The sequence below is a fragment of the Terriglobus sp. 2YAB30_2 genome, assembly GCF_052114765.1.
Classification (GTDB): domain Bacteria; phylum Acidobacteriota; class Terriglobia; order Terriglobales; family Acidobacteriaceae; genus Terriglobus.
On the sequence record NZ_JBFRFJ010000018.1, the window covers coordinates 17,396 to 40,946 of the forward strand.

General features: G+C 58.7%; 16 protein-coding genes. 5 read left to right on the plus strand and 11 right to left on the minus strand.

From position 1 onward, the window contains the following. Positions 1–441: 441 nt before the first annotated feature. From AB4Y89_RS20745 to AB4Y89_RS20755, 3 genes are read right to left on the minus strand one after another with little or no spacing between them, the layout of a single operon-like run. Complete coding sequence (locus AB4Y89_RS20745; protein ID WP_442302849.1) at positions 442–1,896, minus strand: efflux transporter outer membrane subunit; 1,455 nt, start codon at positions 1,894–1,896, stop codon at positions 442–444. Continuing rightward, positions 1,893–3,137, minus strand: coding sequence for an efflux RND transporter periplasmic adaptor subunit (locus tag AB4Y89_RS20750; RefSeq protein ID WP_442302850.1), 1,245 nt, complete (start codon positions 3,135–3,137; stop codon positions 1,893–1,895). The genes AB4Y89_RS20745 and AB4Y89_RS20750 overlap by 4 nt, the downstream gene beginning before the upstream one ends. Next, positions 3,134–6,304 carry an efflux RND transporter permease subunit gene (locus AB4Y89_RS20755; RefSeq protein ID WP_442302851.1) on the minus strand — a complete coding sequence of 1,057 codons (3,171 nt, stop codon included), beginning with the start codon at positions 6,302–6,304 and terminating at the stop codon, positions 3,134–3,136. Before AB4Y89_RS20755 ends, AB4Y89_RS20750 begins: the two co-directional genes overlap by 4 nt. 198 nt (positions 6,305–6,502) lie before the next feature. Between AB4Y89_RS20755 and AB4Y89_RS20760 the strand changes: the two genes are divergently transcribed. Further along, complete coding sequence (locus AB4Y89_RS20760; protein ID WP_442302852.1) at positions 6,503–7,399, plus strand: helix-turn-helix domain-containing protein; 897 nt, start codon at positions 6,503–6,505, stop codon at positions 7,397–7,399. Positions 7,400–7,898: 499 nt separating this feature from the next. On the opposite strand, the gene AB4Y89_RS20765 is transcribed toward AB4Y89_RS20760, so the two are convergent. Then, positions 7,899–8,759, minus strand: a complete 861-nt coding sequence (locus AB4Y89_RS20765) for an alpha/beta hydrolase (protein WP_442302853.1) — start codon at positions 8,757–8,759, stop codon at positions 7,899–7,901. A 718-nt stretch (positions 8,760–9,477) separates the two neighbouring features. On the opposite strand from AB4Y89_RS20765, the gene AB4Y89_RS20770 reads away from it, so the two are divergent. Continuing rightward, entirely contained in the window at positions 9,478–12,912 is a 3,435-nt protein-coding gene (locus AB4Y89_RS20770; RefSeq protein WP_442302854.1) for an SMP-30/gluconolactonase/LRE family protein, read from the plus strand. A 377-nt stretch (positions 12,913–13,289) separates the two neighbouring features. Here AB4Y89_RS20770 and AB4Y89_RS20775 read toward each other — a convergent pair whose 3' ends face one another. Further along, positions 13,290–13,547 carry a fibronectin type III-like domain-contianing protein gene (locus tag AB4Y89_RS20775; protein ID WP_442302855.1) on the minus strand — a complete coding sequence of 86 codons (258 nt, stop codon included), beginning with the start codon at positions 13,545–13,547 and terminating at the stop codon, positions 13,290–13,292. Between the two features lie 149 nt (positions 13,548–13,696). Between AB4Y89_RS20775 and AB4Y89_RS20780 the strand changes: the two genes are divergently transcribed. Continuing rightward, positions 13,697–14,539: a hypothetical protein gene (locus AB4Y89_RS20780; RefSeq protein WP_442302856.1), complete on the plus strand. Its 843-nt coding sequence runs from the start codon at positions 13,697–13,699 to the stop codon at positions 14,537–14,539. 17 nt (positions 14,540–14,556) lie between these two features. On the opposite strand, the gene AB4Y89_RS20785 is transcribed toward AB4Y89_RS20780, so the two are convergent. The 6 genes from AB4Y89_RS20785 to AB4Y89_RS20810 all read right to left on the minus strand — a co-directional run bounded on the left by AB4Y89_RS20785 (position 14,557) and on the right by AB4Y89_RS20810 (position 22,145). Further along, a complete protein-coding gene (locus AB4Y89_RS20785; protein ID WP_442302857.1) occupies positions 14,557–15,075 on the minus strand; it encodes a methyltransferase family protein in 519 nt (172 codons plus the stop codon). 63 nt (positions 15,076–15,138) lie between these two features. Further along, positions 15,139–17,769: an ADOP family duplicated permease gene (locus AB4Y89_RS20790; protein ID WP_442302858.1), complete on the minus strand. Its 2,631-nt coding sequence runs from the start codon at positions 17,767–17,769 to the stop codon at positions 15,139–15,141. Positions 17,770–17,778: 9 nt separating this feature from the next. Continuing rightward, a complete protein-coding gene (locus tag AB4Y89_RS20795) occupies positions 17,779–18,105 on the minus strand; it encodes a PadR family transcriptional regulator (RefSeq protein ID WP_147650028.1) in 327 nt (108 codons plus the stop codon). A 110-nt stretch (positions 18,106–18,215) separates the two neighbouring features. After that, positions 18,216–19,136 carry a bifunctional helix-turn-helix transcriptional regulator/GNAT family N-acetyltransferase gene (locus AB4Y89_RS20800; RefSeq protein ID WP_442302859.1) on the minus strand — a complete coding sequence of 307 codons (921 nt, stop codon included), beginning with the start codon at positions 19,134–19,136 and terminating at the stop codon, positions 18,216–18,218. 432 nt (positions 19,137–19,568) lie between these two features. Further along, positions 19,569–20,405: an isocitrate lyase/PEP mutase family protein gene (locus AB4Y89_RS20805; protein ID WP_442302860.1), complete on the minus strand. Its 837-nt coding sequence runs from the start codon at positions 20,403–20,405 to the stop codon at positions 19,569–19,571. A gap of 27 nt (positions 20,406–20,432) precedes the next feature. Continuing rightward, positions 20,433–22,145: a 30S ribosomal protein S1 gene (locus tag AB4Y89_RS20810; protein ID WP_442302861.1), complete on the minus strand. Its 1,713-nt coding sequence runs from the start codon at positions 22,143–22,145 to the stop codon at positions 20,433–20,435. Positions 22,146–22,260: 115 nt separating this feature from the next. Here AB4Y89_RS20810 and AB4Y89_RS20815 point away from each other — a divergent pair, with 115 nt between their 5' ends. Further along, on the plus strand, positions 22,261–22,980 hold the full coding sequence (locus tag AB4Y89_RS20815) for a DUF899 family protein (RefSeq protein ID WP_442302862.1): 720 nt from the start codon (positions 22,261–22,263) through the stop codon (positions 22,978–22,980). Positions 22,981–23,149: 169 nt separating this feature from the next. Next, complete coding sequence (locus AB4Y89_RS20820) at positions 23,150–23,551, plus strand: DUF1801 domain-containing protein (RefSeq protein ID WP_442302863.1); 402 nt, start codon at positions 23,150–23,152, stop codon at positions 23,549–23,551.

Below are 23,551 nucleotides of genomic sequence, written 5' to 3' on the forward strand. Positions count from 1 at the left end.
AGGTGTTTTAGACAGATCAGGACTTCCGCGAGGGCGGTCTATGAGCGTTTTCCGCAATGAAAACGCCGCTGCGCTCCTCTATCGGGATACCCAGCAACAGGAGAAATGCTCTAAGGGTATTCCGAACCCACCCTAGCGTTGCGAGGGTGGGGCACCCAGGTAGGATAAGCGCTGAAGGCGCGCTCTATACCAGCCTGGGGCAGCGCCCCAGGTTAGGTGCCAAGAAAGCGTTAAAGGGCTGAAGGCCCGCTCTATAGTTCTACAGTGAGGGAAGGCGCCCTAATCTTGACCTCAGCGGCTAAAGCCGCGCCTCTTTTGGGAGCTGGTACGGCATGGCTGAAGCCATGCCCTTAAGCAAGGCATTCGCGCGTAGCGCGAACGGCTTCGCTCGAATCTCCCACCCATCGCTATCGCGATGGATGGGGCACCCAAGTGTATTGCCTAATCCTTCGGCAGTTGCACTGAGTTCCAGCCGCCGCCGATGGCGATCTGCAATCCGACGCTCGCTACGATTCTGTCCGCGACCAGTCCGGCGGCGACACGCTCGTTGGAAAGTTGGATCGTCTGGTTGGTCAGCACCTCGAGGTAAGGTGCGAGGCCGCGCTTGTAACGAAGGATGGAGAGCTCAGTCGAACGCTCGGCGCTGGCGACGGCGCGCTGCTGCACCTGGGCTTCGTCTGCAAGGATGCGCAGAGACGAGAGCTGATCTTCCACATCGCGGAAGGCCGAGAGGACCTGCTGCTGGTAGAGAGCCGCTGCCTGTTCCCGCTGCGCCACTGCAGCCTGTACATTTGCCTTCCTGCGGCCCGCATCGAAAAGAATCTCGCTTGCCGAAGGGCCTGCGTTCCACAGCGTTGAGCCTGTATTCATCAGCGTGGTGATGTCGCTGCTTTCAACGCCGCCGTTCGCGCCCAGGGTGATGTTTGGGTAGTACGCCGCTTTCTGAACGCCGATCAGTGCGTTCGCTGCCGCGACACGGCGCTCGGCTGTGGCGATGTCCGGACGGCGCTGCAACAGCTCTGAGGGGATACCGACAGGAACCGCGGGCGGATCACCGGCTAACGGTTTTTCTGCAAGCTTGTAGGCCTGTGCCGGAACGGCGATCAGAACGGCGATCGCATGCTCCAGCTTTGCGCGCTGCACGCCGAGATCGATCAACTGTGCGCGTGTCTGTTCCAGTTGTGTCTTCGCCTGTTCGACATCGCTCTCTGATGCCAGACCGCCCTTGCGTCGGTTCTCTGTCAGACCCAGCGTCTCTGTGTATGCATCCACGGTCGATTGCAGCAGCTTGGTCTGCAGATCGATCCCGCGAATCTGGAAGTAGGTTGCTGCAAGCGTTCCCTGCAGGCTGAGGCGCGTGTTCGCGAGGTCCGCTGCCGAGGCCTGAGCCGTGGCGGAGGCAGACTCAATCTGGCGGTGGACACGGCCCCAGATATCAGGCTCCCAGCTTATAGAGAGAGGGATCAGGAAGTCCCAGTAGTAGTTCGGAGCTGTTACCGGACGCAGCGGCCTGTACGACGAGATCCGGTTGCGCGTAGCCGAGGCTCCGATGGACACAGAAGGGAAGAGCGCCGAGTGAACGCTCTGCACCAGCGCGTGCGACTGTTCATATGCCTGTGAGGCAGCGGCGATGCTCAGGTTGGCATTCGCGCACTGTTCCTCCAACTGGTCCAGAGTGGAGTCGCCATAGACCGTCCACCACTGGCCGCGGCTCTTATCGTCGGCTGGGGTGGCGGCGCTCCAGTTACCCTTGGGCGCGCCATTAGCTCCGTTCTCCGAGTAAGCAGGAGGAGCCTGCACCGCCGGCGCCTTGTAGGCAGGGCCGACCTTGCAGCCGCCCATACCCAGGGCAGCGCCAAGCATTCCTGCGGCAGCGAGACTTGCCCTGCGCTTCACTTGGCGCCTCCCGCGTTGTTCTGCTTCGGCACGACAACGCGAACGACATCGCCTTCAGCGAGTGAGTCTGTAGGATTAGAGACAACCTTCTGGTCTTCTCGCAGGCCGCTCAGCACTTCTACGTTGGCTCCGAAGTCACGGCCGGTGGTGACTTGCACCATGTGGACCTTATTCTGCGCATCGACGGTGGCTACCTGTTGTCCGTCCGCGTTAAGAATGAGCGCGGTTACAGGAATGAGCAGCACCGGAATCTCGCCACTCGACTTCAGATGAACTTCGGTGTAGCTCCCCGGCAGCAACTCACCGGTTTTGTTGTCGACATCTACTTCCACGAGTAAGGTCCGCGTGCCAGGATCAACGGCACTTGCCGTGCGCACAAGCTTACCGGTGAAGGTCTTTCCGGGATACTGAGGCAGTGTCAGCGAGGCTGTCATGCCAACAGCAGCATCGGGCGTGTACATCTGGGGAATGTTCACGAAGACGCGCAGCTTGCGAATATCTGACAGGTCAAAGGCCTGCCGGCTGACAACGTTAGTTCCTGCGCCGGCGGTCACGGTGCTTCCCGTGGCCGTGATCAGTTGTCCCACATCCAGGTTGCGAGCCGTGATGACTCCGTCAAAGGGAGCGATGATGCGCTCAAAACCGACGAGTTCCTGCAGTCTGCGAACATTCGCTTCGGCCGATTGCACAGCGGCGTTTCGTTGCTGCGTCACGCTGACTGCACTGTCGGTATCCTGCTGCGAGACGGCGTTGCTGGAGACCAGGTCCTGATATCTATCCGAGGTGACCTTCGCGATACTGGCATTCGTCTTCGCGCTTTCCAGATCGGCCTTCGCCTGTGCAAGCTGCTGGTCGAGCTCCGGAGTCTCGATGACTGCAAGCAGCTCGCCCTGCTTTACATGGGAACCGATGTCATGCGTCCACGAACGAACGTAGCCGCTGGTTCTGGCGTAGATAGGCGCCAGCGTAAACGCCTGCATATTACCTGGAAGAACGATCTCTTTGCCCGCACCTTGCCGCTTTGGAGCGACCAGGTCTACGGTGGGCGCGGCGTTGTCTGCGGTGTATCTCTCCAGCTCTTTGTTGTCTTTGCCGCGCGTGAGCACACCCGCCACGGCGCCAATCACCAACAGCAGCAGGACGAGGATCAGACCGAGGACGACGTTGCGGGAGCTCCCTCGCTGGGGAATCTGCTCCGGATGCTGCCCGCCACCGATTTCATTGTGCTTTGATTCGCTCATATCTCACTCTCGTCCAGCGTTGCTTCCACCACTGGCTTGTCGTTGCGATGCATGAAGGAGAAGAACATTGGAACGAAGGTCAACGTTCCGAAGGTCGCCAGCAGCAGGCCACCGATGACGGCGCGGCCAAGAGGTGCGTTCTGCTCGCCACCGTCTCCAAGGCCAAGAGCCATCGGCACCATACCGATCATCATGGCGAGGGCCGTCATCAGGACCGGCCGGAAGCGTGTGAAGCCTGCCTGCAGCGCGGCGTCGTGCGCGTTCTCTCCCGCAATCATCTGATCCTTGGCGAAGCTGATCATCAGAATCGAGTTGGCCGTCGCGACGCCCATGCACATGATCGATCCGGTCAGGGCAGGAACGCTGAGATGGGTGTGCGTCAGGAAGAGGAACCACACGATACCGCAAAGCGCGCCGGGCAATGCGGAGATGATGATGAACGGATCGAGCCAGCTTTGGAAGTTGACGACAATCAGCGCATACACAAGGACAACCGAGAAGAGCAGGCCGAAGATGAGTCCTTCGAACGAGTCCTTCATCGTTTGAACCTGTCCGCGGATAAAGATCTGGGAGCCGCGCGGGAGCTCTTTCTGGTGTTCCGCTACGATCTGGTTGATGCGCTTAGCGACGCTCGCCAGGTCAGTGCCTTCCACCGCGCCATCAATGTCGATGACAGGACGGGCGTTGTAATGGCTTACGGTGCCTTGTTCGCTCCCGCGTTCGATAGAAGCAAGATTGCCCAGAATCTGCGGGTCGCGGCCGCTTCCATTCAACGCGATGGGGAAGTTCTGCAGATCCGAGAGGTTTTGCACCTTCGATTCCGGTGTCTGCACCGCGATGTTATAGCTGACGTGATTCTGAGGATTCAGATAGAACGTCGGCGAGGTCTGGAAGCTTCCGCTCAGGCCGACCAGTACATTCTGCACCACGTCGCGTTCGCTGTATCCAACCTGCTGCGCGCGGGTGCGATCGACGTTCACCTTCCAGGTAGGAAGATTGAACGGCTGCTGGATGCGAAGATCGGTGGTTCCGGGGACGTGACGGATCTCCCGCATCAACGTCTCCGCGAACTGGCGGTTCTGAGCGACCTGCTGCCCAACGACCTGAATATCGAGCTGCGCAGGCAGGCCGAAGTTGAGAATCTGGCTGACCATGTCGGTCGGCAGATAGTAGAACTCGACAGCGGGGAACTGCTGCAGCAGCTTCTCGCGCAGTTTCCTGGTGTAATCGCCGGTGGGATGATGATCTTCCGAGAGTGAGACCAGGATGTCCGCATCAGCTGTGCCGACCGGGGCAGAGTTGGAGTAGCTGAGATTCAGTCCTGAGTAGGGAAGCCCGATGTTATCGATGACCGAGGTTAGTTCAGCCGACGGAATCTCCCGGCGGATCAAGTCTTCCACGTGGTCGCAGAGCGCCGCGGTGTCTTCAATTCGGGTGCCGGTATGGCCCCGGAGGTGCAGCTTGAACTGGCCGCCGTCGACATTGGGGAAGAAGTCCTGTCCCAGGAAGGGATAAAGCAGTGCGATCGATATCGCCCAGAACGCGACCATACCCAGCATGACAGGGACGCGATGATCAACACACAGATGCAACAGCTTCATGTAGCCGCTGCGCAGGTGTTCGAATCCTCTCTCGAATGCCTCAGACAACCGTGTGAAGATCGATCTCTTTTTGTGTGCGCTCTCTTCGTGCGGCTTCAGCAGGTACTTTGCCATCGTGGGAACGATGGTTCGCGAGAGGAAGTAGGAGGCCAGCATGGCGAAGACCACCGCCTCGGCCATGGGAACGAAGAGGTATCTCGCGACTCCGCTGAGGAAGAACATCGGCACGAAGACGATGCAGATGCAGAGCGTGGAGACAAACGCCGGAACTGCAATCTGGGCGGCGCCGTCGAGAATCGCCTGTTCGACTTCCTTGCCTTCTTCGATATTGCGATTGATGTTCTCGATCTCGACGGTCGCGTCGTCTACCAGGATTCCGACGGCAAGGGCGAGTCCGCCCAGCGTCATGATGTTGATGGTTTCACCCAGGGCGGCGAGCATCAGCAGGGAACAGATGATAGAGAGCGGAATCGAAACCGCGATGATGATCGTCGAGCGCCAGCTCCCCAGGAAGACGAGGATCATGATGGCGGTAAGCGCCGCGGCGATGATCGCCTCGCGAACCACCCCATTGATGGCCCCACGGACAAATACCGACTGATCGGCGATCGGCTTGACTTTGAGTTGCGGCGGCAACTGTGCCAGGACAGCCGGCAAGGCGGCACGGATGTTGGAGATGATATCCAGCGTGGAGCTCTTACCGATCTTCTGGATGGTCATGAGCGTTGCGCGCTGGCCATCGACACGCACGATATTGGTCTGCGGCGGGAACCCGTCGCGTACGTTGCCGATATCGCGGATGTAGATGGTGGCCCCGTTAGCCGTCTTGATGGGAAGATTGTTCAGCCCCTCGATCGTTGAGGGAGCGCTGTTGGTCTCCACCTGGTAATCCAGGTGGCCCATCTTCACATCGCCGGCCGGCAGGATAATGCTTTGCTGGGCGATGGTGTTTACCACATCCGCCGCCGATACCCCGAACGACTGCATCTTCTGCGTATCGAGATCGACCTGAACCTGGCGCTGCTTTCCGCCGTAGGGGAACGGCATCTGCGCTCCCTGCACGGTAGCGAGCTGCGTACGGATGAAGTTCAGGCCGAAGTCGTTCAGTTGCTGTTCGGTCAGCCCTTGTCCCGACAGGCCAAGCTGCAGGACAGGAACACTCGATGCGCTGTACTGAATGACAAGCGGAGGAGTCGTGCCCTGCGGGAACAGGCGAAGCGCTGTCTGGGAGACTGCCGTCACCTGCGCCACCGCCTGAGCAATGTTCACATTCGAGTGAAAGAAGATCTTTACGACCGAGACGCCATTCAGCGTCTGCGATTCGGTGTGATCGATGTCGTTCACCGTGGTGGTCAGATTTCGCTCGAACGTCACCACGATGCGATCGCTTAACTGCTCGGGCGAGAGGCCGGAGTAGTTCCAGATGACAGAGACCACCGGGATATCGATATTCGGAAAGATATCGACCGGCGTCCGCATCATCATGACCGGGCCAAGAATAAACAGCAGCAGCGACAGCACCACGAAGGTGTAGGGTCGTCGGAGCGCAAGGCGAACAATCCACATGGGGGTCCCTCAAGTGCAAAGTTTATGGGGCGCGTCTGGCGAGAGTCTCACAGAATCATGCGACTTTATGCCCGGGCTGCAGTCTCAATGGGAAGACGCATCCGCGAGCCTTCTGGTTTGGAGCTAATTTCTTTGAATCAAAAGCAGATATCAGATCATCTAACGTAGATCGCTTTTGGAAGGAACGGCCTGTTGCCCATGCCCCAGACGATAACAGCCTCTCATGAATCACTGACGTCCGTCATCTCTCCGGGACCCTCGAGGGTCCTGTTCACCAGCCGGGAAATCGATTTTCCTGAGCCGGTGTTGATGGAGCGGTATGTCTGTGAGCCGGGAGAGCGGGTCGAGGCTCAACTGGATGCCCATATCGTCTCCATGCATCTGGCGCGTTCTACGGTGTTCGAGCAACGCACACCATTGGGCCGGTTCAGAAGCATCGTCAAGTCAGAGGGCGCGATCACGCTGTTTCCGGCGGGCCGGATTACGGAGGTAAAGGTGAAAGGGCCGGCGGAGTTTGCCTACTGTGCCTTCACGCCGGAGTACATGCAGCAGGTCATGGAAGAAGAGTTCAGCGGACGTGCGGTCCCGCTGCACATTCGCACCAATCTCCACGACAGACGGCTGCGCCAGCTCTTCGAAAGGCTCATCGCACTCCTGCAGAGTGGCGCTCCGAGCAGCCGGCTTTATGTAGATTCGCTCACACACGAGCTTGCGATCCGCTCCCTCGAACTGCATGCGGAGAGAGCCTCAGCGTATCGGGAGAAGATCTCTGCGTTGCCGCCGTACATCTTCCGCCGGGTCGCGGAGATGCTTCGCGCCAACCTACATGAGCGGATCCGGCTGGGCGATCTTGCTCAGCTGTGTGGTTACAGCAGAGCCCATTTCCTCCGCATGTTCCAGGTCACTACCGGTGTTACGCCATATGAGTACCACATGCAGATGCGCATCCAGCATGCGATGACGCTGTTGACATCATCGGGAAGCCCGCTCATCGATATCGCCGCGGCATGCGGTTTCTCCAGCCAGTCGCATCTCGCAAGTGTCTTCCGGAAACGTATTGGCACAACTCCGTCAGAGTTCCGGCGTCAGTTGTGATGATGTTTCGCCGCCGTCCCAAGTCACTCAGCGAACACGTTCGTTGAAGTCCCCGAGCGTGGGCAACCGGCAACGTAAGCGCTGAAGGCGCGCCCTATACCAGCCTGGGCAACGCCCCAGGTTAGGTGCCCACAAGGTATTAAAGGGCTGAAGGCCCGCTCTATAGTTCCCAAGTTAGTAGAAGCCGAAGAATTCCATCTTGGAAAGGAAAGACCGTCCGATATCCCCTACGAACGTGTTGGAAGGAACATCCGAGCGCAGCTCCAGTTCGCGCATTAGCGCGAATGCCTCGCTTAAGGGGACGGCTTCAGCCGTCCCATATAGACGCCTGAAAGCAACGCGGCTTTAGCCGCTGAGGTCAAGATTGGTGGGGAATATCGACGAATGAACTATAGAGCGGGCCTTCAGCCCTTTGTCGTTCAATGGCCAAGAGACCTGGGGCGTTGCCCCAGGCTGGTATAGAACGCGCTTTCAGCGCTTATAGCGCAAACTCCACCCATCATCGATAGACAAACCCCAGCGAGTATAGAAACTCCACCATCAGCGCATTTGTCTCGGAGAGATACGGCTCCTTCTTATAGAACGAGTGCACCTGTCCGGGATAGATATGCAGCTCGCACCGCGCGCCTGCGGCTTTCAACTGTGAGGCATATTTGCGCAGGACATCCGCATGGATCACCGGATCATCGCTGCCGCTCATGATCAACATCGGCGGAGCGTCTTTGTTCACATAACTCATCGGTGAAAGCTTTTCGTCGTGATGAAACAGATTGCTTGCATAGTGAACATCGAGCGCCGGGTTCAGCAGCACCAAAGCATCCGGCCTCGCGGAGACGCGCAGATCGTCCTGCGAATCGTCCCACCCCGCTCCGACGGCAGCATACGCAGCGTTGTATCCACCGGCAGAGCTTCCACCTGCTGCAATCTTCTTCGGATCAAGATGGAGTTCCGCTGCATGCGCGCGAATCCATCGCATCGCGCTCTTCGTATCTTCAACGCAGATGCGCGGTTCCTCGTGCGACGTAGGAGCAAGCAAACGGTACTGCAGCAGAATCGCAACCGCGCCATGTGCGGCGACCGCCTTCGCCTGATCGTTGTGCACACCGGGAGCGCCGTTTACCCAGCCACCGCCGTGAATCAGCAATACGGCCGGTCGCTCCGCGGCATAGTCCCGCGCGCCAACGTCCTTCGGCTCAAGAATCCATAGCCCAAGCTCGCGTCCATCCACCTTCTTATAGATGACACGGCGGCCAACCGGCGGGTCCCACGTCTGCGCCGCCGCGGAGATGGTCAATGCCGCAATCAAAACTGCACACCAGCGAAACAGGTTCTTCCTCATGCAAAGAAAAGGAGGCCACATGAGTGGCCTCCTCTGCAACCACTATGTTCTTAGAGTCATATCTGCATTTCCCTGGGTATCCCGGAAGAGGCATCTTGCCTCGGGGGTGATTCGTTGTTTCAACGAGCGCTCTTCGCACCGCAGGTGCGAATGTCTTGCTTAAGGGGACGGCTTTAGCCGTCCCGTCCCCGCACTGAAATACATGCGGCTTTAGCCGCTGAGGTACCGAGGCTATGCCCTCAGCGGCTAAAGCCGCGCCTCTGTGGGATATCCATACGGCACGGCTAAAGCCATGCCCTTAACAGGACAAAGCGCCTCTGGCGCTTCGGGTCAAAACAAGAACGCATCTCCCCCAGCGCCTTCAGCGCTTAGAGCGTGGCACCTTTTATTTGTCCTTTCGGGATGACAAACGAAAAGAGATCGCGGCGAAAGACAATCGAGAGTTTTACTGTGTGAAACAAACTCACGTCCTGGTCGAGGCACCTATTGGCCATCTCCAGAAACAGCGCTCCATTCGGGAAGATCCGCATTCCTGTTGGGAATTCCTTCGCTCAAAGAATCGCGTTCTACCCACAGAGCAAACGTGAAAAATGAAACGTATTCCACCAGAGAAGTTAGGTGAGGCATCCGTATTGACTCGCCTTTGCACCGCAAGTTAGAAGGCTCGTGGAATTTACAACGCCACCGTGCTACAGCCTTCTCGCTCATTCTTAGAAGCAGAAGGCTTAGGAGATCCCCTATGCCTGCAAAACGAGGTTGGTCAGCATTCTTTGCGATCACCTGTCTTTTCCTGCTGCTGATAAGCGCGACGATCAGCCATGCCCAAGCGACTTACACAACGACGTGGGTAGGTAACACGTATTCGACTACCCCCACGTATGTGGGCAATGCCATGCGGTCCATGTGGGTGGCGCCTGAGGGAGTTATCTATACCGCTTCCATGTGGGACGAGAGCCAGGGAAGCATCAATATCTACCAGAACGGCCAGAAAACAGGAACTATCGGCGCGCATGGCGAGACCATGGGCGGGGCGATCAGTGGCGATAGCACCAATCTCTTCGCCGCACTGCAATTCAATACAGCCCTCGGGGGCAGCGGCTATATTGGCCGTTACAACCGCAGCACCCACACGCGGGATCTGACCTGGTCGGCGAGTACAAATAAGACCGAGAAACGCGCGGACGTTATCACCGGCATCGCCGATACTGGAACGCTGGTGTATGTCAGCGACCATCCTGACAACCTGGTGCGGTGCTACACAACCGCCGGCGTGTGGCAATCGGATTGGACCCTCACAGATCCCGGCGCGATCGCGATCGATGGATCGGGGAACGTATGGGTGGCCCAGATGCAGGAGGGAACGATCCAGGAGTTCTCCTCGTCGGGAACCGTGCTCAACACCATCAACATGGGCTCCAGCTCCCGGCCTTCGGCGTTGTACTTTGACAGCGCCAATAACCAGTTGATGGTCGGCGATCAGGGGCCGAACATGAACATCCAGATCTACGGAAATCTGTCGAGCACTCCGACTCTTGTGGGCTCCTTCGGTGTGCAGGGCGGATATCTCGACACGACTGCGGGAGTCAAGGGGCAGACCGGTAGCCAGCGCTTCACGCGCATCGTCGGTATCGGGAAAGACAGCACCGGAAACCTGTACGTCCTCAACAATCCGTGGGGAGGAACCTGGGACCTGGGACGCAATGGAAAGACCGATCTTCACGCTTACAACAGCTCCGGCGTACTGCAGTACACGCTGCAGGGACTGAACTTCGAAGGCAACGCCGCTTTCGACCCGGGTACCGATGGCGCTTACTTATACGGTGGTCAGGACGTATTCTCGGGTACGGGCGGTGGAGGATACGTTGGCAACAGCGTCGATGCACTCGACTATCCAACAGATCCGCGCGTGGACGTGACCAACAACAGCCGCGGATTTGATTTCGGTCTCATGACCAGCGTCAACGGTCATCGCATCCTCGCAGCCACCGGCCAGAATCCTGACCTCTTCATCTTTTCTTATTTCCCCACCGGCCAGTACGCATCGGTCCCTTTCGGCACGCTGCCGGGCCAGACCAGTCCAGCGGGTTATACCAACTACTTCAATACTCTGGCTCGTGTCCGGAACGGCTTTTGTCTCGACACGAATGGCGATATCTGGGTGGGCCTGGATAAGACCAACGCGATCACCCATTACCCGTTGACGGGCTTTGATGCCAATGGCAAGCCGATCTACGGAACGCCAACAACCACGCCGACTCCGTCGACCATTGCGCCACTGGCAGGCATCGAGTACATCCCCTCCACCGACACGATGGTCCTGATGAACGGGAACGGCACCGATTGGACCTCGCTGGGCGGCCGGGTTGAGGTGTACCACGGCTGGATGGCGGGCCACACCACCACTCCCGACAAGGTCATCAACCTGAAGACCACGCAGAACCCCAAGGGACGCGCGGCGGCGGGCAACTATCTGTTCATCTCGTATGTCCACACCGTGCCCGATATCGACGTCTACAACCTGACGACCGGCGCCAATGACCTGACGATGACCACTGCCAACTCCAATGTGGCGGTGGGCAACGATGTTGATTCGATGTACGGCATTCGGGCTTATCAGGCGAGCAATGGCGACTACCTGGTCAGCAAGGACAATTACAACAACAACTCGATCATCATTCACAGAATGACAGTCGGCACTCCGACGCCTGACTTCAGCATCTCGGATACACCGAGTTCGCAGACGGTAACGCAGGGCAACAGCACCACCTACACAACGACGGTCAGCGCACTGAATGGCTTCACTGACACGGTGAATCTGAGTGTAAGTGGACTGCCAACCGGAGCTACCGCCAGCTTCAGTCCAACGTCCGTCTCCGGCTCGGGAAGCTCAACGCTGTCGGTGACGACTGCGACGACAACCCCAGCAGGCACATACACACTTACGATCACGGGCACCAACGGCACTCTGACGCACACAGGTACAGTGACGTTGATTGTGCAGGGACCGTCTAACTTCAGCATCTCGGCGACTCCAAGCTCGCAGACAGTGACGCAGGGTAATAGCACCACTTACACAACGTCGATCAGCGCTGTGAACGGCTTCACCGGCACGACGAGTCTGAGCGTGAGCGGCCTGCCTACCGGAGCTACCGCCAGCTTCAGCCCAACGTCAGTCGCGGGTTCAGGTAGCTCGACGCTGACGGTCTCGACCGCAACGACAACTCCAGTGGGCACATACACACTGACGATCACGGGCACCAGCGGCAGCTTGACGCACTCGGCGACCGTGACGCTGGTGGTGCAGGGACCGGCGGACTTCAGCATCTCGGCCACACCGAGTTCGCAGACGGTGACGCAGGGCAACGGCACCACCTACACAACAACGATCGGCGCGCTGAACGGCTTTACCGATACGGTAAGCCTGAGCGTGAGCGGACTGCCTACCGGAGCCACAGGTGGCTTCAGCCCAACGTCGGTTGCCGGCTCGGGAAGCTCGACCCTAACGGTCTCGACTGCAACGACAACACCAGCGGGCACCTACACCCTGACGATCACGGGCGCCGACGGTAGCTTGTCGCACTCGGCGACGGTAACGCTGGTGGTCAATACGGCCACAGGTGGTCTGCCGACGGGTTGGACGGACCAGGACATCGGAGGCGTCAGCATTGCTGGTAGCGCCAGCTACAGCAGTGGCACGTATACGGTGAACGGTTCCGGCAGCAGCATTAGCGGCACCGCCGATCAGTTCAACTATGCGTACCAGACAGCGGGAACCAGCTACACCATCACAGCCCGGGTAGTCAGCATGACCAACACCAACAGCGGAGCCCAGGCAGGCGTGATGATCCGCGAGACACTCGCTACGGGCTCGACGATGGCGAACATCAACGTCACCCCGGGGAACGGCGTCACCTGGGTCACACGCACAACGACCGGCAGCGCTACGAGCGGCAGCAGAACCGCCGGCCTCGCGGCTCCCTACTGGGTTCGTGTCGTGCGCAACGGCAGCACCTTCACCGGCTACTACTCCTCGGACGGTGTGACCTGGACCCAGCAGGGCACGGTCACCATCTCAATGGCGAGTAGCGCGTACATCGGACTGGTCGTCAGTAGCCGGAACAACGCCCAGCTGTGCACCGCAACCTTCGATAACGTGTCTATCACCACACCTTAGCCCGGAGAAGGGCAGGCGGAACCACCGAGATCTCGCTCGTCTGGGCGAGATCTCGGCGTTTAACGGTTTGGCTCTGCGTTGCGAGCGTTTACCCAGCGAATAAGCGCTGAAGGCGCGCTCTATACCAGCCTGGGGCAACGCCCCAGGTATCCGGCACATTTGTAGTTCAAGGGCTGAAGGCCCGCTCCATAATTCTGAAGGCAAATTTGTCGATACATCTCGTCTTGACCTCAGCGGCTAAAGCCGTACTCCTTTTGCACCTTGTACGACACGGCTGAAGCCGTGTCCTTAAGCAAGGCATTCGCGCTATGCGCGAAAGAGGCTTCGCTCGAATCTCCCACCCATTGCATGGGCTCTGTCGAATTCGTCAATACACACTAAGGCAAAGTAACGAAATGCGCCGCCTGATCGGCAAGGGAACTGCCGCCGATAAAAACCGTGTACTCCGCCGGTTCGATCACCCGCTGACTCTTCGCGTTATAGAAGGAGAGCTCCTCAAAACCGAGTGGGAACTCGATCTTCCTTGACTCGCCCGGCTTGAGCGTCACGTGTGCGAACCCTTGCAGGCTGTGTACCGGTCGTTCAATGCCCGCGACACGGATGTTGGTATAACGCTCGACGCCTTGAATGGTCACTAAAATTTCTGGCTCATCGAAGGAAGGTGCGGGATATGATATCTGCTATCCCCGAGACCTTCCGATCTTTTGTGGCCAGTCATTCCTCAGTGCCTCCTGGGCTCATGTGCAGATCGGCTGCCGATTTGGGATGCAAGGAGTTCGCGAAGATGGACACGCTCATCCTGCTTGAAGACGACAGCGAGCACACAAAAAACGTCAAGGAAGGGGATATTCAGAACCCTGACGGCATTACGAGCTTGCAGCCAATCACGAGTAAATTGCAGATGTACGATGCCAATGCTGCCAAGGCTGCATTGGGAGACGCGGCGGCATCTCTGGGCGGGGCGTATTGCAACCATATTGCCGCCAAGATCGTGGAATTTGCCGATAAGGTGATGCAGAAGGATCGCTCCGGGCCGAACCGAAAGGACTTTTCGGACTTTCAGATCGTTATCGAATTCCATCAGACCAATCGCAGGCTGGCTCGGGAAATTACCAGAGCGTTTCTGAAGCTGAGGGATGACAAGTCATTCAAGAAGCTATCGGACAAGAATAAGATTGCGGTTCGAGTGCACCGGGTTTTTCTCGTGTCGTGTGAGAGTGCAGGGAACCGGGAACCGAACGCGAAGGTTTCGCCGAAATACTCAGCTCAAGCCGCTAATATGCAGAATGCAGTCGGTCAGGGCTGCATCACTGAGAAGGTTTACCCTCCGTCGAATCCGCCGGAATACTGGACCGCCGATGTATACACCTTTGGGACGGGAGACATCGTGACCGGGAGCCTCACCCTGAACCCTAATCACCTGAGGTTTGCAAAGACCCCAGATTGGACCGTGGATAAGGATGGAAATATTCATCCCACACCGGGCGGCGACCCGAACAAAACGGAGCCTAGCGGAGGGACGATTTACCGGATCGACTTCAATTCGAATCCTGGATCTGGGGTGGTGACTCCTATACCGATAGGACCAAGTGTGGAGTTTAACCTGCTAACCAGCAAACTACCTTGAGCTTCACAGGCAAAGAATCAACCGTCGTTCCGGTTGCTCTGCTTCCAGGGGCGTAAACGTGGAATCCATCTGTGGACATTGGCACAGAAGACGTCGTACGCAGAGCCGTAGGTGTTTCTTAAGGTGGGCTCTTCGTAGACGAGAACAAAGAGATGGAATGCCGCCCAGATTGCAATGCCGTATTCAAGAACGCGGAGATTGCCAAAGAACAACCCTTGGCCCAGAATCAACGACGCGACCGCTACATACATAGGATTTCGCACATACCGATAGAGACCGCTGACGACGAGCTGGCGTGTTGGAAAGATCGGCGCAGGCGTGCCGAAGCCCTGCATCGCGAAGCGTGCGAAGGAATCCAGCAGGACAGGGAGCCCTGCGACCATCAGCAACACTCCGAGAATTCGAAACGCAAAGAATCCGGCCAGTGGCTCCTGCATATGCCACCGGCAGATCCACCAGGGGATGTAGCCCGCAACCGTTCCCGGCGCAATGACCAGGAAGATTGCTGAGCCGGCAATGGCGAGGGTCCGCTTCATCGAAGAGAATTCTACAGCTCCGCCGGACGATGGCCGTCAATCTGACGGTTTCACATCCAGGAGCTATTCAGAGCGCAGTGCCTCGACCGGATCGACCGAAGCAGCCCGTCGTGCCGGGATATAACTGGCGAGCAGTGCTGAAGCTGCAAGCATCACCGCCACAGCGGCGAGCGTGCCCGCATCCCACGGCGCTGTAGCGAACAGCAGCTTTCGCATCATCCACGCTGTGGCCACCGAGCAGACTGCTCCACTCAGAATGCCGAGGGCCATCACCCTGCCTGCCTCCTTCAGAATCAACCGGTAGACGGAGTTGCGTTGCGCGCCCAGCGCCATACGCACTCCTATCTCGCGGGTTCGCTGGCTTACCGAGTAGGCGATCACGCCGTACAGACCGACGATGCCCAGCAATAGCGCCATCGCCGCGAATCCGCCTACAAGCCATGCGGAGGAGCGATGAAGATAGGTCGACTGCAGGTTATGGATGCGGTCTTCCGCCGTCTCAGCGTTATAGGTCAGAATGTCGGAATCGATCCCGCGCACCGTTCCTTCCAGTGACTTCAATAACTCCTGCGGCGCATGAACTGTCCTGACGACGAGGCAGAGGGCGTTGTCAGGTTCCTGGTTGAACGGGGTATAGAGTACCGGCTGAACCTCAGCATCGAGCGGTCCTTCCTTGATGTCGTCCACAATGCCGACGATCTCGATCACGGGAGACGATGCGTCGTATCGAATATGCTTGCCGATCGCATCTTCCCCGGGAAAATACTTTTGTGCGAAGGTCTGATTGACGATCATCACGCGAGGCTTCGAAGCATCCTCCGTCCCGGTGAAGTAGCGTCCCCGCACCAGCCGCGCCTGGATGGTGGCCAGGTAACCCTCGCCAACCTGGCGATTGGTGGCTTCGTAGACGGTTCCATGTTGCGGCCTGCCGATGATCTCGAAGGCTGTATTGCCTCCAGCCACATTCGCCACGGGCGCCTGGTGCGCTACTGCTACCGATTGCACTCCGGGCAGCCTGCCTGTCTCCTCCATCACACGCCGCGTCAAGGCAACTATCTGCTCGGGTTTCGCATAGCGGAAGTGCGGCGATCTCAGGCCTATCATCGCCAGGTGATCCGGCTGCAGGCCGATATCGACATGCAGCAATCGATAGAAGCTCTTGCCCAGCAATCCCGCTCCTACCAGCAACACCATCGCGGTACATAGCTCCAATACCACGAGATTCGCTCCGAGATGTTTCCATGCCGTCCTGGCGCCGCCACGGCCGCCCTCCACCAACCCGGCGCGCAGGTCAATCAATGACAGGCGAAGTACAGGTGTGAGAGAAAACAGAATTGCCATCGCCAGGCCGGTCGCTACGGCGAAACCGATGACGTGTGGGTTCAGCCCGAGTCCACGCAGGTAAGGCATCCCCTCCAGCATGTTCGCCGGCACAAGTCTCAACAGGAGATGGATTGCACCGTAAGCAGCGGCGGCCCCCAAAACACTTCCTGCGGCGGCGAGCAAAACTCCTTCCGTGACGAAATGGCGGATGAGCCTCATACGCGACGCGCCCAACGCGCCGCGGACCGCGATCTCATGCCGGCGGTTCTCCGAACGAACTAGTATCAGGCCGGAGACATTCACGCAGGCAATCAACAGCAGCAATACCGCTCCGCTCAACAGCAGCAGAAGAATGGGGCGAAGATTGCCGACGATCAGCTCGGACAACGGAAGGACAGTAGCACCGCGCCCGCCATCGGAGTCCGGATACTGTCTCGCCAGTTGCTGTGCGATCGAGCTCATGTCGGCGGAGGCCGTCTGCGGCGTCGTTCCGTCTTTCAGGCGCGCAATCGCCCACAATCCATGGTCCCCGCGATTGTTTGGGTCAGAGGACTCATGAAGCGATGTCCAGAACTCCGACGGTCCCGCAGGCGCGAAGTGAAACTGCCGCGGCAGAACGCCGATGATGACATACGGAACGCCTTCCAGGGTGACCGCCTGGCCCACCACATCCTCGCGACTGCCGTAGCGGTTCTGCCACGCCGCATAGCTCAGCATTACGGTGCGCGGAGCACTCGGAGTATCCTCGCCATCATGAAAATCGCGCCCAAGAATGGGGGCAACGCCCAGCGTGCGGAAGAAGCCGGAGCTTACTGCAGCGCCTGGCACCCGCTGTGTCCCTGTCGCTGTGCTCAAGGCAAAGAATCGATTGTCGTATGCGTCCAGCGAATCGAAGACCTTGTTCTGTCGCTTCCAGTCCAGGTAGTCCAGATACGACAGATGAAAACGAGGTCCTAGCGATGTGCTCTCAAACAACGCAACTAGCCGTGACGGACTTTGATAGGGCAGCGGCCGGATCAGTACTGCATCGACAAAGGCAAAGATCGCGACACTGGCGCACATGCCCAGCGCCAATACAAGAATGGCCGTCGAGGAGAACCCGGGATTCTTCCGCAACTGCCGGCCTGCGTACCGTATATCCGACCAGACGCTGTAGAGCGTCAATGCAGCATCTGCGCCGGTGACATTCTCCTTCGTGCTCGACAGATTGCCGAAGCGCAGCAGGGCGTCGCGCCGCGCCTCTTCCGCCGACATGCCGTGAGCCACGTTCTCCTCGATCCGCATGTCGATATGGAAACGAAGTTCGGCATCAATCTCCCGATCCACCTTCGATCGAGAGAAGAGATTCGCAATACGTAGAAGCAGCGACATGGCTTCACCTCACGCGTAGCGCAGAATGGCGCGTACGCCTTTCACCAGATGCTCAAAGTTCTTCTCTTCTTCCTGTAGGCGCTTTCGCCCCGCAGCGGTCAGTTTGTAGTACTTCGCCTTGCGGTTTGTTTCGGTCATGGCCCAGTCCGCGGCGATCCATCCCTGTTGCTCCATCCGATGCAGCGCCGGGTACAGCGACCCTTCCTCAACGCGAAGCAGATCGTCCGATGCCTGTTGAATGTGAGCCACAATTCCGTAGCCATGCATCTCTCTGACCTGTGAGAGCGTCTTCAGGACCAGTAGATCCAGCGTCCCCTGCAAGTCGTTCTTCGCCACGCCGCCTCCCCTAAGTAACTAGGTATGGGGAGTACGTTAAGCCTAGATGTTTAGGGGTGTCAAGCGGAGAATGCACAGTCTTCAATCTTCCTGAGCCGGAAGTTCTCCGACTACTTCTTCAGATCGAGCGTCCAGGTCTGGCCGACCAGATCCTTCCCGAAAGAGTGGTGGCGGTTTTCTCCCTGCAGGGTGAAGCCGGCGGCCTGATAGATCTTGCGGGCTGAGACCAGTATGTCGTTGGTCCAGAGTGTGAGTTTGCTATATCCCAGTTCGCGTGCGCGTTCGATGCAGGCGTGTACCAGGCGTGAGCCGACCCCCAGACCTCTGGCAGCCGGGTCGACGTAAAGCAGCCTCAGCTTCGCGACTTGTGGATCGTCGGTCTTCATCAGGAACACGGAGCCAACAACCTGATCGTTCAGCTCCGCAATCCATGCATCCTCGCGTTTTGCGTCGAAGTTTGCGGCGAACTCACCGAGGATCTGGGCCACCAGGCCTTCGTAGGTCCAGTCCCAGCCGTACTCCTGCGTGTAGAGAACCGCCTGACGATGCGTGATCCAGCCCAGGTCACCCACCTTCAGGGGACGAAGCCGCACGTCCTCTGCCGATGCAGGCTTTGGCTGAAGGAGAGATTGAACTTCCCGCATACCCTTTGCCAGGCGCTTGCGGTTTTCGGCGCTGAGCGGCGCGAGCAGCGTCTCGATCTGCGACTCGGTGCCATCGTTCATCCGCTTGAAGGTGCGTTTCCCGGCGGCGGTCAGCGAGAGCAGCTTGTGCTTGCCGTGCTCCGGGCTGATACGGCTTTTCACCAGGCCTGCTGTCCGAAAGCGGGCGGTAATGCGGCTGACGTGGGCCTTGTCCATTCCGAGCGTGCGGATGATGTCTGCCGCGGTCTGCTCGCCCGCCTGCGCCAGTTCGTACAGCACGCGCGCTTCGGCGAGGGAGAACTCGCTCTGAGGCAGGTGCTCGGCCAGCAAGCCGATCTCACGGGTATAGAACCGGTTGAAGCTTCGCACTTCTCCAACAAGAGACATCCGCCACCTCCGCAAATGTGTGTTGTCACTGACAACATAGCTCGAATGGGCGATTTTGTGCAACTCCGGCAGCAGCTTGCTCCAGGCAAACTTGGGGAGAAGTAAGAGCTGTGGCTTTCCTTACCCGCCCTGGCGTTGCGAGGGCGGGGCACCCCGGTAGAGAGAATGGGCGAGAAGCGGACTTCTCCGCGACCCTTTACTCAGCCAGCAGGCCGCCGGGATATCGGTACACCGGAGGATAAGCGCTGAAGGCGCGTTCCATACCAGCCTGGGGCAACGCCCCAGGTTTCAATGCCCATAAGATGTTAAAGGGCTGAAGGCCCGCCCTATAATCCGTCAGTAGTTGTCGCCCTGAACGGTATGGGTAGAGAAGCAGATTTCTCCGCTCCCTATGGTCGCTACGAAATGACAAACAAAAAGTTCGAGCGTGGCTTATCTGAGTTCTTCGCCCGTCAGCAGCGCAGCTACTTCTTTCGGATTCGCCGCATCCGCCGCAAACGTAAAGGTTCCTGGCCCAGCCATCTCATGCGCCGCGCGCAGAAACGCGCCGAGCGCTGTGCGATAAAGCGAACTGCCCACGCTAATACGTTTTACGCCAAGCGCAGCCAACTCCTCGCGGCTGAGTTGTACTCCTTGCAGACCCATCACCACATTCACCGGACGATCGACCGACGACACCACGGATGCGATGTCCTCTTTGGTGCGAAGGCCGGGGGCATACAGCACATCGGCACCGGCCTCCTGATACGCCTGCAGTCGCGCGATGGTATCGGCCAGGTCAGGCCGACCATGCAGATAATTCTCCGCGCGAGCAGTAAGGACGAATCCCCCCGGAACGCTCCGTGCTGCTTCTACGGCTGCACGCACACGCTCCGTAGCGAGCTCGCGTGCATAAATAGGATTCGCAGCATCTCCGGTCGCATCTTCGATGGAGCCGCCAGCGACACCGGCGTCGGCAGCCAGGCGGATAGTCTCCGCAGCCTGCTCAGGGGCGTCTCCGAATCCGTTCTCCAGGTCTGCATTGACCGGCAGGTTGGTAGCGGCCGCAATGGAAGCGATATGAGAGATCGCCTGTTCGCGGCTCAGCGTGTTGTCTTTCTGTCCAACCGAAAAGGCGTAACCCATGCTGGTGGTCGCCAGCGCTTCAAACCCAAGACGACTAAGCAGACGCGCGGTGCCAACATCCCATGGATTCGGAAGGATGAAGGCTCCAGGCCGCACGTGCAGGTTGTGGAACAACTCTACCTTCGCGTGACGATCTGGAGCCATAACCTTCCTCCGTGTTTCCTGTGATTGCTAACTCACCAGCTCCAGCGCGATCTTCTTCGTGGCAGCGTCCATCGTTGCGATGGTGAACTTGCGCACCTGTCCTACCTGAAACGGCTGCGCCTGCGAGGCGGATGTTTTTGTATCGCCCTTCCACCGCGCATTCAGCATGGAGCTCAAGGCCGAGAGGTCGAGTGCCGGAGCAGTCGGGCTGGATGTTGCAGCCTCAGTTTTGGCAGAGACAGTGCAGTCGGCGAGAATACCTTCTCCAAGCTCGACGACGGCATGGTCTCCGCTCTGCTGGATCACGCGGCCCGAGACCGTCTCGCCGGCCGTGTGCTCGGTGAAGAACTCATCCAGGTGAGTAGGAATCAGTTGCTTGATGCTCAGCTTGATCTGCCGCTTCTCCATATCGACGGCAAGCACCTGGGCTTTGACGATCTCTCCTACCTTCAGCACATCCTGCGGATGGTTGATGCGCTTCTCTGCATCGATCTCGCTGATGTGCACCAGACCTTCCACGCCTTCGGCCAGCTGCACAAAGGCGCCGAACTTCGTCAGCCGCGTGACTGGTCCTTCAATCACGGAACCGGCAGGATACTTCTGCGGAACAGCAGCCCACGGATCACCGAGTGCCTGCTTCAAGCCAAGGGAGAGACGGCGCTCCGCCGGACTGATGCCGAGGACGACTGCCTCCACCGTGTCATGCAGCTTCAGCAGATCGCTGACCTTGCGCACCTTATTGACCCACGACATCTCGGAGATATGGATCAGGCCTTCGATGCCGGGCTCTACTTCGACAAAGGCGCCGAAATCGGCAATGCGCTTCACGATGCCGCTGACGCGTTGGCCAAGGGGGTAGCGTTCCGCGGCTGTATCCCAGGGCTCAGGCTGCAGTTGCTTCAGGCCGAGCGAGATGCGCTTGCTGTCGGCATCCACCTTTAGAACCTTGACCTGCACCTGCTGGCCGACCTGAAGGACCTCCTCGGGGCTGCCGATGCGCTGCCAGGCGATATCGCTGACGTGCAGCAGCCCATCCACGCCGCCCAGATCGACAAACGCGCCGTAGCTGGCAAGGCTGCGAACCTGACCGGTGACGATCTCTCCTTCGCGTACTTCGGAGTATCGCTGCTGCTGAAGCTGGCGCGCCTGATCTTCCAGGATGACGCGGCGGTCCACGACGACGTCTTCATCGGCCGCATCGACTTTGGTGAGGCGGCAGGTGATCTCCTGGCCGACCAGCTTCTCCAACTCGGCGGCATCGCGGGTGCCGCTGCGTGATGCGGGCAGAAAGGCGCGAACGCCGACATCGACCGTCAGGCCGCCCTTCACAACTCCGGTCACAATACCAACCACGGGCGTCTTCTGCGCGAAGGCCTCTTCCAGCGAAGCCCAATCCGTCGGCTGTGCAATCTTCAAACGCGAGAGCGCGTAGTAGCCCTCTTCGTTGCGTCCTTTGACCGAGACCGGGAAGCGGTCTCCCACGGCGACGCCATCAGCGTTGTTGTCAAAGGCCGAGCGCGGCAGCACGCCTTCGACCTTGAAGCCGATATCCAGAAACACAGACTCCGGCGAGATCGATACCACGATGCCTTCCTTCTGGGAGGGCTCTGACTTCGATCGACCGGTATGTTCCTTCTCAAACTGCGAGAGAAGCGCGCCGAAGGATTCCGTGGACTCGTCAGCGGTTTCGGGTGTGTCGGTGGGGTCGGGAGTGGTGTTCCGGATGTCTTCGTTTGCCATAAACAGTTCCCTCCATTGTAGTCACGTTCGCCGGGTCTGATGGGTCCGGCACAAACCGACGCGCAGGGTGATTAGAATGTGTGCTGGCACGTGACCTCACCCCAAGGAGAAGCGGATGGTCCACGATCCTCGCCTCACTCCCGCAACGGCGCTTGCGGCAAAGAACCAAGCGCACTTTCCCAACGAAAGCCCCGAATACCGCCAGGCTCGCAATGCTCTCCTTGCAGAGGAGATTGAGCTTCGGCGCAATATCGAACGCGTTGCCGAGCTCCGCCGTGCACTGCCCCTCGGAGGTGCGATCCCCGAAGACTATACCTTCCAGGGGCCAAACGGCGAGGTGCATTTCTCACAGCTCTTCGGCGATAAAGACACTCTGGTTGTCTATAGCATGATGTTCGGCCCGCAACGCGAGCGGGCGTGCCCGATGTGTACCGCCATGCTCACCACCTGGGACGGCACGGCCAGGAACCTTCGCGAACGGGTCGCTCTCGCCGTCACCGCACGCTCGCCCATCGAACGGCTTTTAGAGTTCAAAGACGATCGCGGCTGGAGGAATCTGCAGCTCTACTCCGATACCAGGGGCGACTACACCCGTACCTATGTCAGCGCCGACGATGGTGATGTTCCCGGCATGAGTGTCTTCACGAGTCGTAATGGCACGATCCATCACTTCTGGAGCGGTGAGATGAGCGGCGAGATGGCCGACCCCGGTCAGGACCCGCGCGGAGCTCCCGATGCCGATATTTTATGGAGCATCCTCGACCTTACCCCGGCAGGCCGCGGCGGCAATTGGTATCCGCAGCTCGAATACCAAGGCCTGGCATCCATCAAATAAAAGATGAGTTGATAAGTTCGAGATAGCCATACACCGGGTGCCCCATATATGCGAAGCATATGTGGGACGTTCGAGCGAAGCTCGAATAGGCTTTTGCTTACGGGAACGGCTTTAGCTTCAACTCTTCACTGCTGCTATATAGATTGAAGGATAAGCGAATGGAGCGCCGATGAAGGCGGAGATACTGCGATTCGATGGCGCCGTGGAACGCGATGCTGCCATCGATGCATGGATGAACAAACATCGCGGAGAGCTAGGCGCCATCGCGCAGAAGTGGTTTGAGGTGATGCGACAGTGTGGGGACGAAGTGCGCGAGCTCCTGCACGACGGCTGCCCGGTCGCGTGTCTGGGTGACGCTCCCTTTGGCTACGTCAATGTCTTCGCCGCGCATGTCAACATCGGATTCTTTCACGGCGCAGCGCTGCCAGATCCAGCGCGGCTATTGAAGGGTACGGGCAGGTTCATGCGGCATGTGAAGCTGAGGCCGGGCATGGAAGCGAACACCGCTGTGTTGAACAGGCTGATCGAGGCGGCGTATGCGGATATCAAGGCGCGTGTCGAACACGGTTAG

Excerpts from the sequence above, each read along its gene's own strand:
- AB4Y89_RS20790 (WP_442302858.1), bottom strand. The coding sequence starts at position 17,769 with ATGTCGCTGCTTCTACGTATTGCGAATCTCTTCTCTCGATCGAAGGTG.
- AB4Y89_RS20780 (WP_442302856.1), top strand. The coding sequence starts at position 13,697 with ATGGACACGCTCATCCTGCTTGAAGACGACAGCGAGCACACAAAAAAC.
- AB4Y89_RS20785 (WP_442302857.1), bottom strand. The coding sequence starts at position 15,075 with ATGAAGCGGACCCTCGCCATTGCCGGCTCAGCAATCTTCCTGGTCATT.
- AB4Y89_RS20760 (WP_442302852.1), top strand. The coding sequence starts at position 6,503 with ATGCCCCAGACGATAACAGCCTCTCATGAATCACTGACGTCCGTCATC.
- AB4Y89_RS20810 (WP_442302861.1), bottom strand. The coding sequence starts at position 22,145 with ATGGCAAACGAAGACATCCGGAACACCACTCCCGACCCCACCGACACA.
- AB4Y89_RS20770 (WP_442302854.1), top strand. The coding sequence starts at position 9,478 with ATGCCTGCAAAACGAGGTTGGTCAGCATTCTTTGCGATCACCTGTCTT.
- AB4Y89_RS20820 (WP_442302863.1), top strand. The coding sequence starts at position 23,150 with ATGAAGGCGGAGATACTGCGATTCGATGGCGCCGTGGAACGCGATGCT.
- AB4Y89_RS20800 (WP_442302859.1), bottom strand. The coding sequence starts at position 19,136 with ATGTCTCTTGTTGGAGAAGTGCGAAGCTTCAACCGGTTCTATACCCGT.
- AB4Y89_RS20750 (WP_442302850.1), bottom strand. The coding sequence starts at position 3,137 with ATGAGCGAATCAAAGCACAATGAAATCGGTGGCGGGCAGCATCCGGAG.
- AB4Y89_RS20755 (WP_442302851.1), bottom strand. The coding sequence starts at position 6,304 with ATGTGGATTGTTCGCCTTGCGCTCCGACGACCCTACACCTTCGTGGTG.
- AB4Y89_RS20815 (WP_442302862.1), top strand. The coding sequence starts at position 22,261 with ATGGTCCACGATCCTCGCCTCACTCCCGCAACGGCGCTTGCGGCAAAG.
- AB4Y89_RS20765 (WP_442302853.1), bottom strand. The coding sequence starts at position 8,759 with ATGTGGCCTCCTTTTCTTTGCATGAGGAAGAACCTGTTTCGCTGGTGT.
- AB4Y89_RS20805 (WP_442302860.1), bottom strand. The coding sequence starts at position 20,405 with ATGGCTCCAGATCGTCACGCGAAGGTAGAGTTGTTCCACAACCTGCAC.